Genomic DNA, 17,470 nt, shown 5'->3' on the forward strand with positions numbered 1-17,470 from the left:
ATCGCTTTTGTCATTGGAGGTACTCCCGGGTGCAGGGACTCAAACGCAAACTGGTCTACGTGACTTTTTATGAACTGATCGGGTTGTGCATGTCGACCCTCGGACTGGCCTACCTCTCGGACAGCCAAGCGTCCCATACCGGGCCTTTGGCGGTGATGATCACCACCATCGCCATGCTCTGGAACCTGATCTACAACACCCTGTTCGAGTGGTGGGAGAGCCGTCAGGCAAAGCGCGGGCGCAGCGTGGCGCGGCGGGTGGCGCATGCCATCGGCTTCCAGCTGACCCTGGTGGTGTACCTGATTCCGCTGATTGCCTGGTGGCTGGACATGACTTTGCTGGAGGCGTTGCTGGTGGACATGGCGTTCATCGTGCTGGTGCCGTGCTACACCTTTGCCTACAACTGGGCGTTCGACCGGGTGTTCGGGTTGCCCAGTTCGGCAATGGCGACAGCCTGATTCAGCCTGTGCCGCCCTGTTCGCGGGCACGCCCGCTCCCACAGGATTTCCACAGTTCTCAAGACCTGTGATACCCCTGTGGGAGCGGGCGAGCCCGCGAAGAGGCCAGTACAGACAATGGCTAAGGTGGCAGGCGAATGATCAAAGGCTCCTGCTGTTGATTCACCTGCTGCTCAACCGGTTGTTCAGCCGGCCGCGGCGTACTGGCCAGCAAACTGTCCTCGACCTGCCCCGACAGGTAATACACCCCTGCCATGGCCCCGCTCTGGCGGTTCTCCATCAGTTCCTGCCATTCCTGGCTCAGCGCCACGTTGAGGATCACCCGCAGCTGCTCGACCATCTGCGGGTGTTCGCGGTCATGGGTCATGATTCCGTAGCCGGCTGCCGCAATCGAAATCATCGCCCCCGCCACCTTGCCCACCGCTGACGCCACGGCGCTGGCGATGCCGCGCGGGGCCAGGGTGGCGCCGAGTTTTTCGCTGGCCTGGTTGGCTACCGAGTTCAGCCCGACATCGGTCTTCCCGGGGCCCTTGCTGGCCTGCTGATGGAGGTGTTGGCGCATGGCTTGCCAGGCCGGTTGCTGGGCCAGCGACTTGGCCCGCAGCAGTTGATACAGGCTGGCATTACGCGCATCTGGCGGCCCCAGGGCGATGGCGGGAATGCGGTTGAGGCGCTGGCTGAACTGCTCGGGGGGCGCGTTGTAGCGGCTGATGATGGCCGGCAGCTGCTGGCCGAGCAGTTGCAGGTACAGCTCGCAGGCACGGTCGCGGATGCCTTCGGGGTTGATCTGCTCGGCCACCGGTTCGATCACCCGCTTGTGGTACTGCTCCTGCAGGTACAGCGCCAGACGTTTTTCTGCCGGCTCCCGGCCTTCGCCGCTGTCGATCTTGTACCAGGCCACCTTGAGGGTCAGCCACTGCTGGGTCCAGTAGCCGGTGAACCAGGGGATGAAGTCGCTTTCGGTGCGCCGCTGTACCTGTTCCTTCCACACCCGCATGGAGCGCCGGGCATAGTCGTTGGCCGAGCTGGCGGCGCCGACCGAGGCGTCGATCAGTTCCTGGTCGATGCGTTGCCAGGTGGCGGGGGTGAGCACCACGGGTGGCGGCGGGGCAGGTGGAGGCTTGCCTGCGCAGCCGGCCAGGGCCAGCAGCAGGCACAGCAGCAGGAGGACTCGAGTGCTCACGCAACCGCCTCCCTGATAGAGGCTGGGGTGGTTCTCGGAGTATAGGGTGGGGTTGAGGGGGCTGCCGTGCAGCCCATCGCCGGCAGCGGCCCGGGTCAATCCAGGTCGAGCTTTTCTTCCAGGCGGTCGAGGTGCTTGTGCATCAGCCCTAGCGCCGCCTCGGCATCACCGTGCTCCACGGCATCGATGATCGCCGCATGTTCCTCCCACGCGCAGTGGTCGCAGCACGGCGACTCGTAGCGGGCGATGATCAGCGAGGTCATCGGCACCAGGCCATTGAGAAACCGCGCCAGTGGCGCATTGGCGGCCACTTGCGCCAGTTTCAGGTGAAACTCGCCGCCCAGGCGGATCGCCGCGCAACGCTCGCCGTTTTCATGGTGCTGGCGCTCGCGCTCCACCAGTTGCCGCAGCTGGCGAATCTGCACTGGCCGGGCGCGTTGCGCGGCCAGGGTGATCAGCGTGGTTTCGGCCAGGCGCCGGGCGCTGAGCACCTGGCGTGCCTGCTCCGGGTCGGGCGCGGCCAAATGCGCAGTGTGGCTGGGGCGCTGCACCACCACCTGCTGGTCGGACAGGCGCCCGAGCACGCGGCGGATCACTGTACGGCTGACACCAAAGGCATGGCCCAGCGCCTGTTCGGGCAACAGGCTGCCAGGTGGCAGGCGCTGTTCGAGGATGGCATCGAACAGCCGCGGGTAGATCTGCTCGGCCGACAGGCGGGTTTCGCCAGCCGCGAGCAGGGTCGGCAAGTGGGGGGCGGCGTTCATGGTCGCTCTCCTTGGGTCATGGATGCGGGTGTTCGTCCGGGATGTTCAACGGGATGCCCATGCGCAGCCCTTCGGCCAGGATGTGCTGGCGCATCTGGGCGCTGGCCTGGGCGCTGCTGCGTTCACGTATGGCACGCACCACCGCTTCGTTCTCCTTCAGCCGTGCGGCCAGGTGCTCTGGCGAATTGCGCAGCATGTCGGCGCTCTGCTTGAGGGCATTGCCGGTCTGTTGCACCACGCTCTGGAAGATCGGGTTGGTGGTCAGGGCGAACAGCGCTTCATGGAAAGCGATATAGGCGCGGACTCCGGCTTCGCTGTCATCGGCCTCCAGCGCTTCACGCATGTCCATCAGGGTCAGGCGCAGCTGGCCGATGTCCTGGCTGTTGGCCGACTGCGCCACCAGGCCGACGATGAAGGGTTCAAGGGTGTAGCGCAGCTCCAGCACGTCGGCCAGGCTGGCTGCGGTGCTGGTGTCCAGGCTCGGTTCCTGGCCTGCAGCGTCGGCATCCAGCACCAGCACGCCCTTGCCTGGCAGCGAGCGCACCAGGCCCAGGGTTTCCAGCACGGTCACCGCTTCGCGCAGGCTGGGGCGGCTGATGCCCAGTTGTTCGGCCAGCTCGCGCTGGCCTGGCAGCATGTCGCCGGTACGCCATTGGCCGCGGGCGAGGGCCTGGCGCAGTTTTTCCACCACTGAGTTGACGACGGTCGATGAGCTGATCACGGTTCGCTCCTGGAAGGGCCGGCGTCGGTGCCGGCCACGTTCGCTCAGAATTCCTGTTGATGGGGGTTGGGCTGCTTGCGTGGCGTGGGGGCGAAGCCGGGTTTGCCGTCGAGCACGTTGTGCGCACGCTCCAGGTCGATGTCCTTCTCCCAGCGGGCGATGGCCACGGTGGCCACGCAGTTGCCGATCAGGTTGGTCAGCGCCCGGCCGATGCCCATGAACCAGTCCACCGCCAATACCAGTACCAGGCCGACCACCGGGATCGCCGGCACGGCGGTCAGGGTAGCGGCGAGGATCACCAGCGCCGAGCCTGGGATGCCGTGAGCCCCCTTGGAAGTCACCAGCGACACCAGCAGGATGGTCAACAGGTCGGTCATTGCCAGTGGCGTGCCGGTGGCGTTGGCAATGAACACGATGGCCAGGGTCAGGTAGATGGAGAAGCCATCGAGGTTGAACGAATAGCCGGTGGGGATCACCAGGCCGACGGTGGAACTGCCGATGCCCAGGTGCTCCAGCTTGCGCATGATCTGTGGCAGTACGGCGTCGGACGAGGCGGTGCCCAGCACGATGGTCAGCTCTTCACGCAGGTACTTGATCAGCGGCAGCAGCTTCAGGCCCGACAGGCGCATGACCGTGCCCAGCACGATCAGTACGAAGCCGGCGCAAGTCAGGTAGAACAGCGCCACCAGCCCGCCCAGGTGTTGCAGCGATTCCAGGCCGTACTTGCTGGTGGTGAAGGCGATGGCGCCGAACACGCCGATGGGGGCCAGGCGCACGATCATGCCCATGATGCGGAAGATCACGTGGCTCAGCTCGTTGATCAGCCGCGAGATGCCGGCTGCGGAATCGCCCACCAGGTTCAGCGCGCTGCCGAACAGTACCGAGAACAGCAGCACCTGGAGAATGTTGTTGTCGGCGAAGGCGCCGATCACCGAGGTGGGGATCAGGTCCATGAAGAACGCCGTCGCGCCATGGATGTGCTGGCCGCGCTCGGCCAGGCTGCTGGCGTCGGCGCTGGACAGTTGGTCCAGGTGGATGTTGGCGCCGCTGCCGATGCCGCTGGTGAAGGCGAACACCAGGCCGATCACCAGTGCCAGGGTGGTCAGCACTTCGAAGTAGATCACCGACTTCAGGCCGATGCGCCCGACCTTTTTCAGGTCGCCGGCACCCGAGATGCCGCTGACCACCACGCAGAACACGATCAGGCCGATGAGCATCTTGATCAGCTTGATGAAGCCGTCGCCAAGGGGTTTGAGTTGCAGGGAGAGGTCGGGGAAGCTGAGACCGCAGGCGATGCCGAGGGCAAGGCCGAGCACGACTTGCAGGAAGATCGAACGCGAGCACCATTTGAGCATGGGAGGGATCTCTGATCGGTGTCCTTGCTTCGGTAGCCGCACGGGGCGAAAGAGCGCAGGACTTAATTATTGTGGTCTTACCGGTTTGTTCAGCGCGAAGCCATGAAAGCGCGAAAAATCCTACATTGCAAGGATTTTTGGCCTTACCGGTCTGACCAGTTATGGGGCAATCCGGCCTGCCGGGCTCTGGTTCGGTGCATGGGGTTGGATCGGCAGTTCGCAGGCGAACCGCCGATCCCACAGGGACTGCGCACATGAATCAGATCAGGCTTTGGCCAGTGCCTGTGCACAGCTGCAATCAGCTTGCCAAGCGCCACGCCGACTTCAAAATTTTTGATAACGCTATGATTCGTAAGGTTTATTTGCATTATGTGGCTGACCTCGTAGAATCCGCGCCCGACCGGGAAGTCACTAAAGGGCCGATTACGGGGTATTCATCCTGGTAATCGCCCGCGAGCAGGCTCCTGGCGTTTAAATGAATGGAGTCTCATTGTGCGTCTCAACCTTCCGGTCACCCCGGTCGAGCAACGTTTCCCACCTGATCAACGGCTGATTTCCGCTACCGACACCGCCAGCCTGATCACTTACTGCAACCCCGAATTCGCCGCCATCAGCGGGTACAGCGAGGCCGAACTGATCGGCAGCCCGCACAACCTGGTGCGCCACCCGGACATGCCGCCGGCGGTGTACGCGTTGATGTGGCGCTACCTGAAGGCCGGCAAGAGCTGGATGGGCATCGTCAAGAACCGCTGCCGCAATGGTGACTACTACTGGGTCAATGCCTATGTCACACCCATCCTCGAAGCCGGGCGGGTGGTTGGCTATGAGTCGGTGCGGGTCTGCCCCACGCGTGAGCAGGTGGCCCGTGCCGAGGCCCTGTATGCGCGCTTGCGCAATGGCCAGGCGGTGTTGTCGTGGCCACGTCGGCTGACGTTGCTGGCGCAGGCCCTGGCCCTGCCGCTGGCGAGCGGGCTGCTGGCGCTGGGCGCCAACCAGCTGTGGCCAGGCCTGGTGGGGCAGGGGCTGACCGTAGGGCTGTTGGTGGCCTATGGCCTGTGGGCGCGCGATGCCGTCGGGCGGCAGATGCAGCAGGTTGTGCAGGGGGCCGCCGGTACTTTCGCCGACCCGATCGCGGCCTTGACCTACAGCGACCTGCCCGGTGCCGCCGGGCAACTGGAACTGATGCTGATCAGTGAGGAGGCACGGCTGAAAACCGCGCTGACCCGGTTGAGCGACCTCGCGGCGCAAATGGCCGTGGCTGCCCATGATGCCGGGCAGTTGTCCCGCAGTACCGAGTCGGCCTTGCTGGAGCAGCGTGCGGAAACCGACCTGAGCGCCACCGCCATGAACCAGATGGCAGTGTCCATCGGTGAAGTGGCCAGGCATGTGCAGCTGACCGCCGCCGAGGCCCACACCGCGCATCTGCTGGCCGAGCAGGGCAGCCAGGTGGCCGATGCCAGTGGCGCGGCGATTCGCACCCTGGCCGGTACCGTGGCCCAGATCAACCAGGCGGTCAGCCACCTGGCTGGTCAGACCGGTGCAATCGCCGAGGCCACCGGGATGATCCGCGGCATTGCCGAGCAGACCAACCTGCTGGCCCTCAACGCAGCCATCGAGGCGGCCCGTGCGGGCGAGCAGGGCCGCGGCTTTGCCGTGGTCGCCGACGAAGTGCGGGCACTGGCCGACAAGACCCGGCAGTCTACCTTGCACATCCAGGCCATCATCGATGCCCTGCGCAGTGGCGCCGAGGAAGCCGTGGCGATCGCCAGCCAGGGCATCGACGGTGCCGAGCAGGGCGTTGCCCAGGTGCAGGAAGCCCGGCAGGCGCTGCATGGCATTCGTGACGCGGTGCAGCGCATCAGCGACATGAGCCAGCAGATGGCCACGGCCTCGCAGCAGCAGTCGGCAGTGGCCGCAGACGTTTCACGGCAGATCAATGGCGTGGCCGGCATTGCCCAGCACAGCGCCCACAGCGCCAACGCTGCCGCTTCGCGCGGCGCCGAACTGGAAGAGGTGTGCGCCGGATTGCGCGCCCTCGTGGAGCGCTTCAACCGCTAAGGCAGGATGCTTTATGGATGACATCTATCGTGCGGCCGTGGACGCGGCCGCGATTTTTTCCGAAACCGACCTGCGTGGGACCATCACCTACGTCAACCAGCAGTTCTGCAGCATCTCGGGCTACAGCCACGAGGAGCTGCTGGGCGCCAACCACCGCATTCTCAACTCCGGCCTGCACGAGCCGGAGTTCTTCGTCGGCATGTGGCGGGCGTTGGCCGCCGGCCGGGTATGGAAGGGCGAGATCTGCAACCGCGCCAAGGATGGCTCGCTGTACTGGGTCGACAGCACCATGGTGCCGCTGGTCGACCCGCTAACCGGCCTGGTGCGCAAGTACGTGTCGATCCGTTTCGACGTCACCGAGAAGCGCCAGCTGCTGCATGCCTTGCAATGGCGGGTGGGCCACGACGTGCTCACCGGCCTGCCCAACCGCGCTTACCTGTCCGACCTGCTGAACCAGGCCCTGGCCTACTCGCGCCGTGAAGACATTCCGCTGGCGGTGTGCATGCTCGACCTGGATGGCTTCAAGGCGGTCAACGACGGCTACGGGCATGCCATTGGCGACCTGCTGCTGGTCGAGGTGGCGCAGCGGCTGAAGCACATACTGCGCGGTGGCGACGCGGTGGCCCGGCTCTCGGGAGACGAGTTCGTGCTGATCCTGCGCGACGTCGACGAAGACCGCCAGCTGCATGCGGCGCTGCGTAGGGTGCTGCAGGCACTGGCGGCGCCCTATGTGGTGCGCGAGCACCGCCTGTCGCTTAGCGCCAGTATTGGCGTGACCCTGTACCCGCAGGACGACGAGGACGCCGACACCTTGGTGCGCCATGCCGACCAGGCCATGTACGTTGCCAAGCAGCGTGGGCGCAACCGCTATCACCTGTTCGACGTGTCCCAGGAACAGGAGCTCAAGGCTACCCATCAGACCGTGGCGCGGGTGCGCCGGGCCCTGCACAACGGCGAGCTGTGCCTGTATTACCAGCCCAAGGTCAACTTGCGCAGCGGCCAGGTGCTGGGTTTCGAGGGCTTGTTGCGCTGGCAGCGGCCAGGCCGTGGCCTGGTACCGCCTGGCGATTTCCTGCCTTGGGTGGAGCAGACCGACCTGATCGTGGAAATCGGCGAGTGGGTGCTCGTCCAGGCGCTGAACCAGCTCCAGGTGTGGCAGCGCCAGGGGCGGCCCTGGTCACTGAGCGTGAATATCGCCGCGCGGCATTTGCAGCGCAGTGACTTTGCCGAACGCCTGCAGCAGTTGCTGGCGGCGCACCCGGAGGTGGACCCGGCGCGGCTGGACCTGGAAATCGTCGAGTCGGTGGCCATCGACAACCTGCAGCATGTCAGCCGCTGCCTCGATGCCTGCCGCGCGCAGGGTGTGCGTTTCTCCCTGGACGACTTCGGCACCGGCTATTCGTCGCTGAGTTACCTGAAGCGCTTGCCGACCCAGACGATCAAGATCGACCAGTCGTTCGTGCGCGACATCCTGCATGACCAGGACGACCTGGCGCTGACCAGGGCGGTGATCGGCCTGGCGCGGGCGTTTGGCCGTGAGGTGATTGCCGAAGGGCTGGAGAGCGTCGAGCACGGCCGGGTACTGATGGGCCTGGGCTGCGAGCTGGCGCAGGGTTACTGCATCGCCCGGCCGATGCCGGCCAGTGCGGTGCAAGCCTGGGCGCAGGCCTATCGGCAGCCGGCGCAGTGGCGCGATCCTTGATAACACGTCAACGGGTTGGAGAGGGGAGCTTTGCCCATACCGGCTTTTACAGAATTGCTCATTGAATTGGCAGGGACCCTGTGGGAGCGGCTTTAGCCGCGAACACCGGCGCAGCCGGTGTTGGGTTGTGTGCGGCCAAAGCTGCCCCCAAAGGGATATCCCGGACGTTGAGACGGGGGCTTGCCTGAGCCGGCGATGAGGCCGGTACAGACCAGGGCGATCATCGCTCACGCAACCGCTTGTACAGCGTGGTGCGGCTGATGCCAAGCCTGCGCGCCACCGCTGAAAGGTTGCCGTTGGCTTGCGCCACCAGCGCGTGCAGGTCCGCCTCTTCGGTCGCGACCGGCACAGGCACTTGCGACTCGGCGAGAAATCCCGCAGGCAAGTGTTCCAGGCCGACCGGCCCGTTACCCGCCAAGGCCAGTGCCACCTGCAGCACACTCACCAGTTCGCGCACGTTACCTGGCCAGGGGTGCCGATCGAACAGCTCGATAATGGCCGCAGGCAGCCGCGCGGGTTGCCCGGGGTCGCGGTAGCGCGCATGCACCTGCTCGATCAGCTGTCGGCGGTCACTGCGCTCGCGCAGCGGCGGCAACACCACCGCCAGCCCGGCGATGCGGTAATACAGGTCCTGGCGAAAGCGCCCGGCGCGCACCTCTTCGGCCAGGTCGCGGTTGCTCGCCGACACCACGCGGATATCCACTGCCACCGGTTCGCCGCTGCCCAATGGCTGGATGCTGCGCGACTGCAGCACGCGCAGCAGGCGGGCCTGGGTGGGCAACGGCATGTCGCCGATTTCATCGAGGAACAGGATGCCGTGGTGGGCCTTGCGGATCAGCCCCGGGTTGCCCTTCTGGTGGGCGCCGGTGAACGCGCCCTTGTCGTAGCCGAACAGCTCCGATTCCACCAGCTCGGCCGGGATCGCCGCGCAGTTGACCGCGACCAGCGGCTGGCTGGCGCGGCTGCTGGCCCGGTGCAGGGTGTCGACGAATACCTCCTTGCCGACGCCCGTTTCACCCTGTACCAGCACCGGGATGTCCTTTTCCAACAGCAGGCAGGCCTGTGCCAGAGCCTTCTCCAGGCGTGGCTCAGCGTTGCTGGCGGCGGGGCGGCTGGGGGCCGCGCGCGGCGGCTGCCACTGGCAGTGAAAGCGGTTGCGCCCGATGGCTTGCAGGGCGAAGGGCTGTTGCCGGGGATGGCTGAGCAGCTGTTGCAGGGGCAACTGGAACAGTTGTGCGATGTTCTGCTGCAGCGGGTTGCCGCCGAGCAGGGTGTCGGCCCGGTGATTGGCAGCCAGCACCTGCCCGTGCTCATCGAACACCAGCAGGCCGGCCCAGGGGCTGTCGAGGTTGTCGGAGGCGCTGTTGAAGATCAGTTGCGCGTGCTGGTCGGCATGCTCGGCGAGGATCAGGCGGTTCTCCAGGCTCTGGCCCATCATGCGTACCAGGCCCAGCGTCTGGCTGGCTGGCAGATAGCCGTCGCTGGCCACATCGAGCACCCCGACCAGTTGCCGCGCAGCGTCGAACAGCGGCGCGGCGGCGCTGGACATATAGCGGTTCTGGCGCAGGAAGTGCTCGTCCTGACCGACATGGATCGCCTCGGCGCAGACCAGTGCGGTACCAAGGGCATTGGTGCCGACGCCGCGCTCGTGCCAGTGGGCACCGGCGCTGAAGCCATGTTGCTGGCGCGGCTCGATGAAACGCCGCGAGCCCCAGCTGTCGAGCAGGCAGCCGCTGGCATCGGCCAGCATCACCAGGTAGCTGGCATTGCCCAGCAGGTGCGCATACTGCGGCAGCACCGCTTCCCGGGTCAGGCGCAGCAGGGCCTGGCGCCGCTCCAGCAGGGCACTCAGCTCGGCGTGGGTCAGGCAGTCGAAGTCCGGGGCGTGCTGGGGTTGCAAACCGTGGTCGCGGCAGCGGGCCCAGGAGGCCTGGATCAGTTGGGCATGGGGTGAAGCGGATGCGGCCATGGGCCTGTCCTGTGTGATTGTTGTCATGGGGCCGACCGCTGTTCAGTGTTGTGCACGGTTGTTCAATGTCAAACCGGCAAGTGTTCAGTTGTTCAGTGCTTGTGTTCATTTGTGAACCTGCGATTGGCCGGGGCTTGCCTGGCAGGCCCCGGGTCAGACGGTCGCGGTGCAACTGGCACGAAACTGGCTGTGCCCGGCAGACAATAACCACAAGAAGGCCACGCCATGTCTCTGGTGCTGGAACAGGTCAGCCGCAGCGTCGACAACCAGGCCTGGATCGTCGATGCCTCACTGCGTTTCGAGCCCGGCTCGTTCAACGTGCTGCTGGGCCGCACCCTGGCCGGCAAGACCAGCCTGATGCGCCTGATGGCCGGGCTCGACCGCCCGGACCGGGGGCGGGTGCTGATGGATGGCCAGGACGTGACTGGCGTGCCGGTGCGCCAGCGCAATGTGTCGATGGTGTATCAGCAGTTCATCAATTACCCGACCCTCAACGTGTACGAGAATATTGCGTCACCGCTGCGCCAGGCACGCATGGCCGAGCCCGAGATTCGCCGGCGGGTGCAGGAAACCGCCGAGATGCTGCGCATCGAAGCCTACCTGCAGCGCCTGCCGCTGGAGCTGTCCGGTGGCCAGCAGCAACGCACGGCGATGGCTCGGGCGCTGGTCAAGGATGCCTCGCTGATCCTGTTCGACGAGCCGCTGGTCAACCTCGACTACAAGCTGCGCGAGGGTCTGCGCCAGGAACTGCGCGAACTGTTCGCGGCGCGCCACTGCATTGCCGTGTATGCCACCACCGAGCCCAACGAGGCGCTGGCACTGGGCGGCACCACCACCCTGGTGCATGAGGGCCGTATCGTCCAGAGCGGGCCTACCGCCGAGGTCTACCAGCGCCCGGGCAGCGTGCTGGCTGCCGAGCTGTTTTCCGAACCACCGATCAACCTGGTGCCTGGCCGTATCAGCGGCAACGATGTGAGCCTGGCCCAGGCCGTGCACTTTGCCCGCAATGCCAACTTGCGGCCGCTTGCCGAGGGTGACTACCGCTTTGGCGTACGGCCCAGCCACATCAGCCTGGTGCCGGCTCACGACGACGACCTGGAATTGTCGGTGCTGGTGGAGCTGGCCGAGATCAGTGGTTCAGAAACCTTCCTGCATGTGCGCAACGAACATTGGCGCATGATCCTGCACCTGCCAGGGGTGCACGAATACCAGGTGGATACGCCGATCCGCGTGTTCATCCCTACCCACAAGCTGTTCGTGTTCGACAGCGCCGGGGCGCTGGTGCAGGCCCCGGGGCTGCGCCAGGCAAGGAGAGGGTGATGGCCGAAATTCGCCTGCGCCAACTGGCGCACAGCTACAGCCGCCAGCCCGCCAGCGAGGCGGACTATGCCCTGCATGCGCTGGAGCATGTGTGGGAGCAGGGCGGTGCCTACGCCTTGCTCGGGCCGTCGGGCTGCGGCAAGTCGACCTTGCTCAACATCATTTCCGGGCTGCTGACACCGTCCCACGGCGAGGTGCTGTTCGACGGCAAGCCGGTCAACCAGCTGTCACCGCAGGCACGCAATATCGCCCAGGTGTTCCAGTTCCCGGTGGTGTACGACACCATGACGGTGTTCGACAACCTGGCGTTTCCCTTGCGCAACCAGGGGCTGGACGCAGCCCGGGTGCAGGCCCGGGTGGAGGAGATTGCCGAGGTGCTTGATCTGTCGGCCGTGCTGCGCAAGAAGGCGCGCAACCTCAGTGCCGACGAAAAGCAGAAGGTCTCCATGGGCCGTGGGCTGGTGCGCGATGACGTGTCGGCGATCCTGTTCGACGAGCCGCTGACGGTGATCGACCCGCACCTGAAGTGGAAGCTGCGGCGCAAACTCAAGCAGATCCACGAGCAGTTCAACATCACCATGATCTACGTCACCCACGACCAGTTGGAGGCCTCGACGTTCGCCGACAAGATCGCGGTGATGCATGGCGGGCGCATTGTCCAGTTCGGTACCCCGCGCGAACTGTTCGAACGACCGCGGCATACCTTCGTCGGTTACTTCATCGGCAGCCCGGGGATGAACCTGATCGAGGTGCGCGCCGAAGCGGACGGGGTGGTGTTCGGCGATATTCACCTGGAGCTGCCCGACGGCTTGCGCGAGCGCCTGGCAGCGACGGCGGGCGGGCGCCTGCAGGTGGGCATCCGCCCGGAATTCGTGCAGCTGTGGGACAGCCCGTTCGATGACGCCTACCCGGCGCGGGTGCTGGACATCGAGGACCTGGGCACCTACCGCATCGTCACCCTTGAACTGGGCGGTGTGGCGCTCAAGGCGCGCCTGGGCGAGGACCGCCCGCTGCCGGTGGGCCAGGCCTGGGTCAGCCTGCCGGCGCAGTGGCTGATGCTGTACCTGGACGATGTGCTGCTGGAGGCCGGGCCATGAACAAGGTGCCGAACAACAAGGCCTGGTGGCTGGTGCTGCCGGTGTTCCTGCTGGTGGCATTCAGTGCGGTGGTGCCGATGATGACGGTGGTCAACTACTCGGTGCAGGACATCTTCGACCAGTCCAACCGCTACTTCGTCGGCGCCGACTGGTACCGCCAGGTGCTGCGCGACCCGGCGCTGCACGATGCACTGCTGCGCCAGTTCATCTATTCCGCCTGCGTGCTGCTGATCGAGATCCCGCTGGGCATCGCCATTGCCCTGACCATGCCGACCAAGGGGCGCATGGCTTCGGTGTGCCTGATCGTCATGGCCATCCCGTTACTGATCCCGTGGAACGTGGTCGGCACCATCTGGCAGATTTTCGGCCGTGCCGATATCGGCCTGCTCGGTGCCACCCTGGCCAAACTCGGGGTCAGCTACAACTACGCCGGCGACCCGTTCGACGCTTGGCTGACCGTGCTGGTGATGGATGTGTGGCACTGGACGTCGCTGGTGGCGTTGCTCTGTTACTCAGGGCTGCGCGCCATCCCCGACGTGTACTACCAGGCCGCGCGCATCGACCGCGCCTCGGGCTGGGCGGTGTTCCGCCATATCCAGTTGCCCAAGCTGAAGAACGTGCTGCTGATCGCGGTGATGCTGCGCTTCATGGACAGCTTCATGATCTACACCGAGCCCTTCGTGCTGACCGGTGGCGGGCCCGGCAACGCCACCACCTTCCTCAGCCAGACCCTCACGCGCATGGCTGTCGGGCAGTTCGACCTGGGCCCGGCGGCGGCGTTCTCGCTGGTGTACTTCCTGATCATCCTGCTGGTGTCGTGGCTGTTCTACACAGCCATGACCCATGCCGACAAGGACTAGGCCATGAGCACACGCAAATCGCTGGCCCTGCTGCTGTACTTCTTCTTCCTGCTGGTGCCGATCTACTGGCTGCTGAACATGTCGTTCAAGAGCAACACCGAGATCCTCGGCGGCCTGACCCTGTGGCCACAGGCGTTCACCCTCGACAACTACCGGGTGATCTTCACCGATGCCAGCTGGTACAGCGGCTACATCAATTCGCTGTACTACGTGTGCCTGAACACGCTGATTTCACTGCTGGTGGCGCTGCCTGCGGCGTATGCCTTCTCGCGCTACCGCTTCCTTGGTGACCGGCACCTGTTCTTCTGGCTGCTGACCAACCGCATGGCGCCACCGGCGGTGTTCCTGCTGCCGTTCTTCCAGCTGTATTCGTCGATCGGCCTGTTCGATACCCATATCGCCGTGGCCCTGGCCCACTGCCTGTTCAATGTGCCGCTGGCGGTGTGGATCCTCGAGGGGTTCATGTCCGGTGTGCCGAAGGAAATCGACGAAACGGCCTACATCGATGGCTACAGCTTCCCGCGCTTCTTCGTGAAAATCTTCATTCCGCTGATTGGCTCCGGCATCGGCGTGACGGCGTTTTTCTGTTTCATGTTTTCCTGGGTCGAGCTGCTGCTGGCGCGCACCCTGACCTCGGTGAATGCCAAGCCGATCGCCGCGGTGATGACCCGAACCGTGTCGGCCTCGGGCATCGATTGGGGTGTGCTGGCGGCGGCGGGGGTACTGACCATCTTGCCGGGCATGCTGGTGATCTGGTTCGTGCGCAACCATGTGGCCAAGGGCTTCGCCCTGGGCCGGGTGTGAGGAGGGCAAGGCATGGAGTGGATGGCCTGGACCTTGCCGACGGCGCTGTTCTTCGCCGCCGTCGGCGTGCTGCTGCTGGGCATGACGCTGCTGGAATTGCGCCGCCCCTGCGTGGAGCGGCGTGGCTTCCTGCCGCTGGTCACCAGCCGTGGCGACCGCTTGTTCATCGGCCTGCTGGCCAGCGCCTACCTGCATTTGCTGGTGGTTGGCGTCAGCGAGTGGCCATTGTGGGTGGCCTCGCTGCTGTCGCTGGCGTGGCTGGTGGTGGTGCTGCGCTGGGGCTGAGCGAGCGGCCCTGTGGGATAACTGAAACGGGAGATCACAATGTTCGACAACAAGTACAACAGGCGACATTTGACCCTGGCGGCGTTGCTGGTACTGGCCAGCGTGCAGGGCACAGCCTGGGCAGACCAGTACGAGGACGCGGCCAAGAAGTGGCTCGGCAGCGAGTTCAAGCCTTCGACCCTTACCCCTGAACAGCAGTTGGCCGAGTTGAAGTGGTTCATAAAGGCTGCCGAGCCGTTCCGTGGCATGAAGATCAACGTGGTGTCGGAAACCATCACCACCCATGAATACGAGTCCAAGGTGTTGGCCAAGGCCTTCAGCGAGATCACCGGTATCCAGCTGACCCACGATTTGCTGCAGGAAGGCGACGTGGTGGAAAAGCTGCAGACACAGATGCAGTCGGACAAGAACATCTATGACGGCTGGGTCAACGACTCCGACCTGATCGGTACGCACTTTCGCTACGGCAAGGTGGAATCGATCACCGACCTGATGGCCAACGAAGGCAAGGACTACACCTCGCCGACCCTGGACCTGAAGGACTTCATCGGCATTTCCTTCACCACCGCGCCGGATGGCAAGGTCTACCAACTGCCCGATCAGCAGTTCGCCAACCTCTACTGGTTCCGTGCCGACTGGTTCGAACGGCCCGAGCTGAAGGCCAGGTTCAAGGAAAAGTACGGCTACGAGCTTGGCGTACCGGTGAACTGGTCGGCCTACGAGGACATTGCCAGGTTCTTCACCGAAGACGTCAAGGAAATCGACGGCAAGCGCGTCTATGGCCACATGGACTACGGCAAGAAAGACCCGTCGCTGGGTTGGCGTTTCACCGATGCCTGGTTCTCGATGGCGGGTGGCGGCGACAAAGGCCTGCCCAATGGTTTGCCGGTGGACGAATGGGGCATCCGCGTGGAGGACTGCCACCCGGTGGGTTCCAGCGTGACCCGAGGCGGCGACACCAACGGCCCGGCCGCCGTCTATGCCACACAGAAATACGTGGACTGGATGCGTGCCTATGCGCCCAAGGAAGCCCAGGGCATGACCTTCTCCGAAGCCGGCCCGGTGCCGGCCCAGGGCAACATTGCCCAGCAGATCTTCTGGTACACCGCGTTTACCGCCGACATGACCAAGCCCGGGTTGCCGGTGGTGAATGCCGATGGCACGCCGAAGTGGCGCATGGCGCCTTCGCCGAAGGGGCCGTACTGGGAGGAGGGCATGAAGCTGGGCTACCAGGACACTGGCTCGTGGACCTTCTTCAAGTCCACCCCCGAGAAGCAACGCCTGGCGGCGTGGCTGTACGCCCAGTTCGTCACCTCCAAGACCGTGTCGCTGAAAAAGACCATCGTTGGCCTCACGCCGATTCGCGAATCGGACATCAACTCCCAGGCCATGACCGAGCTGGCGCCCAAGCTGGGCGGGCTGGTGGAGTTCTACCGCAGCCCGGCGCGGGTACAGTGGACGCCAACCGGTACCAATGTGCCGGATTACCCGCGCTTGGCGCAGTTGTGGTGGAGCCACATCGCCGAGGTGGCCAGTGGCGAGAAGACCCCGCAGGAAGCGCTGGACGGCCTGGCCCGCGACCAGGACCGGATGATGGAGCGCTTGCAGCGGTCCAACGCTCAGGCCACGTGCGCACCGAAGCTGAACCCGGAGAAGGATGCCCAGTACTGGTTCGACCAGCCCGGTGCGCCGAAACCGAAGCTGGCCAACGAAAAGCCCAAGGGCGAGACGGTCAGCTACAGCGAACTGCTGAAGTCGTGGGAGGCGGCCAGGAAGTGATCGGCTGAATACCGCGCGGGCCTCTTCGCGGGTAAACCCGCTCCCACAGGGACCGTGCAGTCCACGAAGGCTGTGATGTCCCCTGTGGGAGCGGGTTTACCCGCGAAGAGGACGGTGCAGCCATCAAGAAACTCAGCCAAAAAAAACGGCACCTGCCAGAGGTGCCGTTTTCATTCACGCGGTATTACTTGTGCAGCTCTTCCGCCGCATACAGCGTGTTTTCCAGCAGGCATGCCCGGGTCATCGGCCCGACGCCACCTGGCACCGGCGTGATCCAGCCGGCGCGCGGCAGGGCGGTCTCGTAGACTACGTCGCCGACCAGCTTGCCGTCTTCCTGGCGGTTGATGCCCACGTCGATGACAATGGCGCCTTCCTTGATCCATTCACCCTTGACCAGGCCCGGCTTGCCTGCGGCCACGACCACCAGGTCGGCGCGGCCGACGTGGCCGGCCAGGTCCTTGGTAAAGCGGTGGCAGACGGTCACGGTGCAGCCGGCCAGCAGCAGTTCCATGGCCATCGGGCGGCCAACGATGTTGGACGCACCGACGATGACCGCGTTCATGCCGTACAGGTCCTGGCCGGTGCTTTCCAGCAGGGTCATGATGCCCTTCGGCGTGCACGGGCGCAGCAGCGGGATGCGCTGGGCCAGGCGGCCGATGTTGTACGGGTGGAAGCCGTCCACGTCCTTGTCCGGGCGGATGCGCTCGAGCAGCAGCGAGGCGTCCAGGTGCGCCGGCAGCGGCAGCTGCAGCAGGATGCCGTCGACGGCCGGATCGTCATTGAGGCGGTCGATCAGCTCGGTCAGGGCCTGCTGCGAGGTTTCGCTAGGCAGGTCGAACGCCTGCGAAATAAAGCCGACCTCTTCGCAGTCCTTGCGCTTGTGCGAGACATAGACTTGGGAGGCGGGGTCGGTGCCGACCAGGATCACCGCCAGGCCCGGAGTGCGCAGGCCTTGCTGGCGACGCTCCACGACACGTTGAGCGATCTGCTGGCGCAGGCTGGCGGCGATCGCCTTGCCATCGATTAGGTGTGCAGTCATAGACGCGTGATTAACCATCGAGAAGGAAACAATTAAAGAGGGCGCATTCTCGCACGACACGGGCCAAGGGCAAAGG

At 64.9% G+C, this 17,470-nt stretch carries 15 protein-coding genes; 9 read left to right on the forward strand and 6 right to left on the reverse strand.

What is annotated here, in order from left to right:
* Nucleotides 1-29: 29 nt before the first annotated feature.
* Complete coding sequence (locus tag J5M71_RS19305) at nt 30-458, forward strand: PACE efflux transporter (RefSeq protein ID WP_063913990.1); 429 nt, start codon at nt 30-32, stop codon at nt 456-458.
* Between the two features lie 121 nt (nt 459-579).
* On the opposite strand, the gene J5M71_RS19310 is transcribed toward J5M71_RS19305, so the two are convergent.
* The 4 genes from J5M71_RS19310 to J5M71_RS19325 form a co-directional block, all read right to left on the reverse strand.
* Entirely contained in the window at nt 580-1,641 is a 1,062-nt protein-coding gene (locus tag J5M71_RS19310; RefSeq protein ID WP_207835168.1) for a hypothetical protein, read from the reverse strand.
* Between the two features lie 95 nt (nt 1,642-1,736).
* Nucleotides 1,737-2,405 (reverse strand): GntR family transcriptional regulator, encoded by a 669-nt coding sequence (locus J5M71_RS19315; RefSeq protein WP_207835170.1) that lies wholly within the window; start codon nt 2,403-2,405, stop codon nt 1,737-1,739.
* A 16-nt stretch (nt 2,406-2,421) separates the two neighbouring features.
* Nucleotides 2,422-3,126, reverse strand: coding sequence for an FCD domain-containing protein (locus tag J5M71_RS19320; RefSeq protein ID WP_207835172.1), 705 nt, complete (start codon nt 3,124-3,126; stop codon nt 2,422-2,424).
* A 44-nt stretch (nt 3,127-3,170) separates the two neighbouring features.
* Nucleotides 3,171-4,481, reverse strand: coding sequence for a C4-dicarboxylate transporter DctA (locus tag J5M71_RS19325; protein ID WP_003260726.1), 1,311 nt, complete (start codon nt 4,479-4,481; stop codon nt 3,171-3,173).
* A gap of 492 nt (nt 4,482-4,973) precedes the next feature.
* Here J5M71_RS19325 and J5M71_RS19330 point away from each other — a divergent pair, with 492 nt between their 5' ends.
* Both J5M71_RS19330 and J5M71_RS19335 read left to right on the forward strand, forming a co-directional pair.
* Nucleotides 4,974-6,539, forward strand: a complete 1,566-nt coding sequence (locus tag J5M71_RS19330) for a PAS domain-containing methyl-accepting chemotaxis protein (RefSeq protein WP_207835174.1) — start codon at nt 4,974-4,976, stop codon at nt 6,537-6,539.
* 13 nt (nt 6,540-6,552) lie between these two features.
* Complete coding sequence (locus tag J5M71_RS19335; RefSeq protein WP_063913996.1) at nt 6,553-8,241, forward strand: GGDEF and EAL domain-containing protein; 1,689 nt, start codon at nt 6,553-6,555, stop codon at nt 8,239-8,241.
* A gap of 220 nt (nt 8,242-8,461) precedes the next feature.
* On the opposite strand, the gene J5M71_RS19340 is transcribed toward J5M71_RS19335, so the two are convergent.
* Nucleotides 8,462-10,210: a sigma-54-dependent Fis family transcriptional regulator gene (locus J5M71_RS19340; RefSeq protein ID WP_207835176.1), complete on the reverse strand. Its 1,749-nt coding sequence runs from the start codon at nt 10,208-10,210 to the stop codon at nt 8,462-8,464.
* A 225-nt stretch (nt 10,211-10,435) separates the two neighbouring features.
* On the opposite strand from J5M71_RS19340, the gene J5M71_RS19345 reads away from it, so the two are divergent.
* The 6 genes from J5M71_RS19345 to J5M71_RS19370 are packed head-to-tail and all read left to right on the forward strand — an operon-like array spanning nt 10,436 to nt 16,355.
* The gene (locus tag J5M71_RS19345) at nt 10,436-11,530 is read left to right on the forward strand and encodes an ABC transporter ATP-binding protein (RefSeq protein WP_207835178.1); all 1,095 of its coding nucleotides are present in this window, start codon (nt 10,436-10,438) and stop codon (nt 11,528-11,530) included.
* Nucleotides 11,530-12,627, forward strand: a complete 1,098-nt coding sequence (locus J5M71_RS19350) for an ABC transporter ATP-binding protein (protein ID WP_207835188.1) — start codon at nt 11,530-11,532, stop codon at nt 12,625-12,627. Before J5M71_RS19345 ends, J5M71_RS19350 begins: the two co-directional genes overlap by 1 nt.
* Nucleotides 12,624-13,487 carry a sugar ABC transporter permease gene (locus J5M71_RS19355; protein ID WP_013971875.1) on the forward strand — a complete coding sequence of 288 codons (864 nt, stop codon included), beginning with the start codon at nt 12,624-12,626 and terminating at the stop codon, nt 13,485-13,487. The genes J5M71_RS19350 and J5M71_RS19355 overlap by 4 nt, the downstream gene beginning before the upstream one ends.
* 3 nt (nt 13,488-13,490) lie before the next feature.
* A complete protein-coding gene (locus tag J5M71_RS19360) occupies nt 13,491-14,291 on the forward strand; it encodes a carbohydrate ABC transporter permease (RefSeq protein WP_013971876.1) in 801 nt (266 codons plus the stop codon).
* Between the two features lie 12 nt (nt 14,292-14,303).
* On the forward strand, nt 14,304-14,576 hold the full coding sequence (locus J5M71_RS19365) for a DUF2160 domain-containing protein (RefSeq protein WP_013971877.1): 273 nt from the start codon (nt 14,304-14,306) through the stop codon (nt 14,574-14,576).
* A 39-nt stretch (nt 14,577-14,615) separates the two neighbouring features.
* Nucleotides 14,616-16,355, forward strand: coding sequence for an ABC transporter substrate-binding protein (locus tag J5M71_RS19370; protein WP_207835190.1), 1,740 nt, complete (start codon nt 14,616-14,618; stop codon nt 16,353-16,355).
* A 184-nt stretch (nt 16,356-16,539) separates the two neighbouring features.
* On the opposite strand, the gene folD is transcribed toward J5M71_RS19370, so the two are convergent.
* Nucleotides 16,540-17,394: a bifunctional methylenetetrahydrofolate dehydrogenase/methenyltetrahydrofolate cyclohydrolase FolD gene (folD, locus tag J5M71_RS19375; RefSeq protein WP_063914005.1), complete on the reverse strand. Its 855-nt coding sequence runs from the start codon at nt 17,392-17,394 to the stop codon at nt 16,540-16,542.
* Between the last annotated feature and the right edge of the window lie 76 nt (nt 17,395-17,470).

Origin of the sequence: Pseudomonas sp. 43(2021) (genome assembly GCF_017490805.1) — a bacterium.
In the GTDB taxonomy this organism is placed as follows: Bacteria; Pseudomonadota; Gammaproteobacteria; order Pseudomonadales; family Pseudomonadaceae; genus Aquipseudomonas.

Coding starts and splice junctions, on each gene's coding strand:
- folD (WP_063914005.1), bottom strand. CDS start 17,394: ATGACTGCACACCTAATCGATGGCAAGGCGATCGCCGCCAGCCTGCGC.
- J5M71_RS19340 (WP_207835176.1), bottom strand. CDS start 10,210: ATGGCCGCATCCGCTTCACCCCATGCCCAACTGATCCAGGCCTCCTGG.
- J5M71_RS19325 (WP_003260726.1), bottom strand. CDS start 4,481: ATGCTCAAATGGTGCTCGCGTTCGATCTTCCTGCAAGTCGTGCTCGGC.
- J5M71_RS19350 (WP_207835188.1), top strand. CDS start 11,530: ATGGCCGAAATTCGCCTGCGCCAACTGGCGCACAGCTACAGCCGCCAG.
- J5M71_RS19360 (WP_013971876.1), top strand. CDS start 13,491: ATGAGCACACGCAAATCGCTGGCCCTGCTGCTGTACTTCTTCTTCCTG.
- J5M71_RS19335 (WP_063913996.1), top strand. CDS start 6,553: ATGGATGACATCTATCGTGCGGCCGTGGACGCGGCCGCGATTTTTTCC.
- J5M71_RS19370 (WP_207835190.1), top strand. CDS start 14,616: ATGTTCGACAACAAGTACAACAGGCGACATTTGACCCTGGCGGCGTTG.
- J5M71_RS19365 (WP_013971877.1), top strand. CDS start 14,304: ATGGAGTGGATGGCCTGGACCTTGCCGACGGCGCTGTTCTTCGCCGCC.
- J5M71_RS19315 (WP_207835170.1), bottom strand. CDS start 2,405: ATGAACGCCGCCCCCCACTTGCCGACCCTGCTCGCGGCTGGCGAAACC.
- J5M71_RS19345 (WP_207835178.1), top strand. CDS start 10,436: ATGTCTCTGGTGCTGGAACAGGTCAGCCGCAGCGTCGACAACCAGGCC.
- J5M71_RS19355 (WP_013971875.1), top strand. CDS start 12,624: ATGAACAAGGTGCCGAACAACAAGGCCTGGTGGCTGGTGCTGCCGGTG.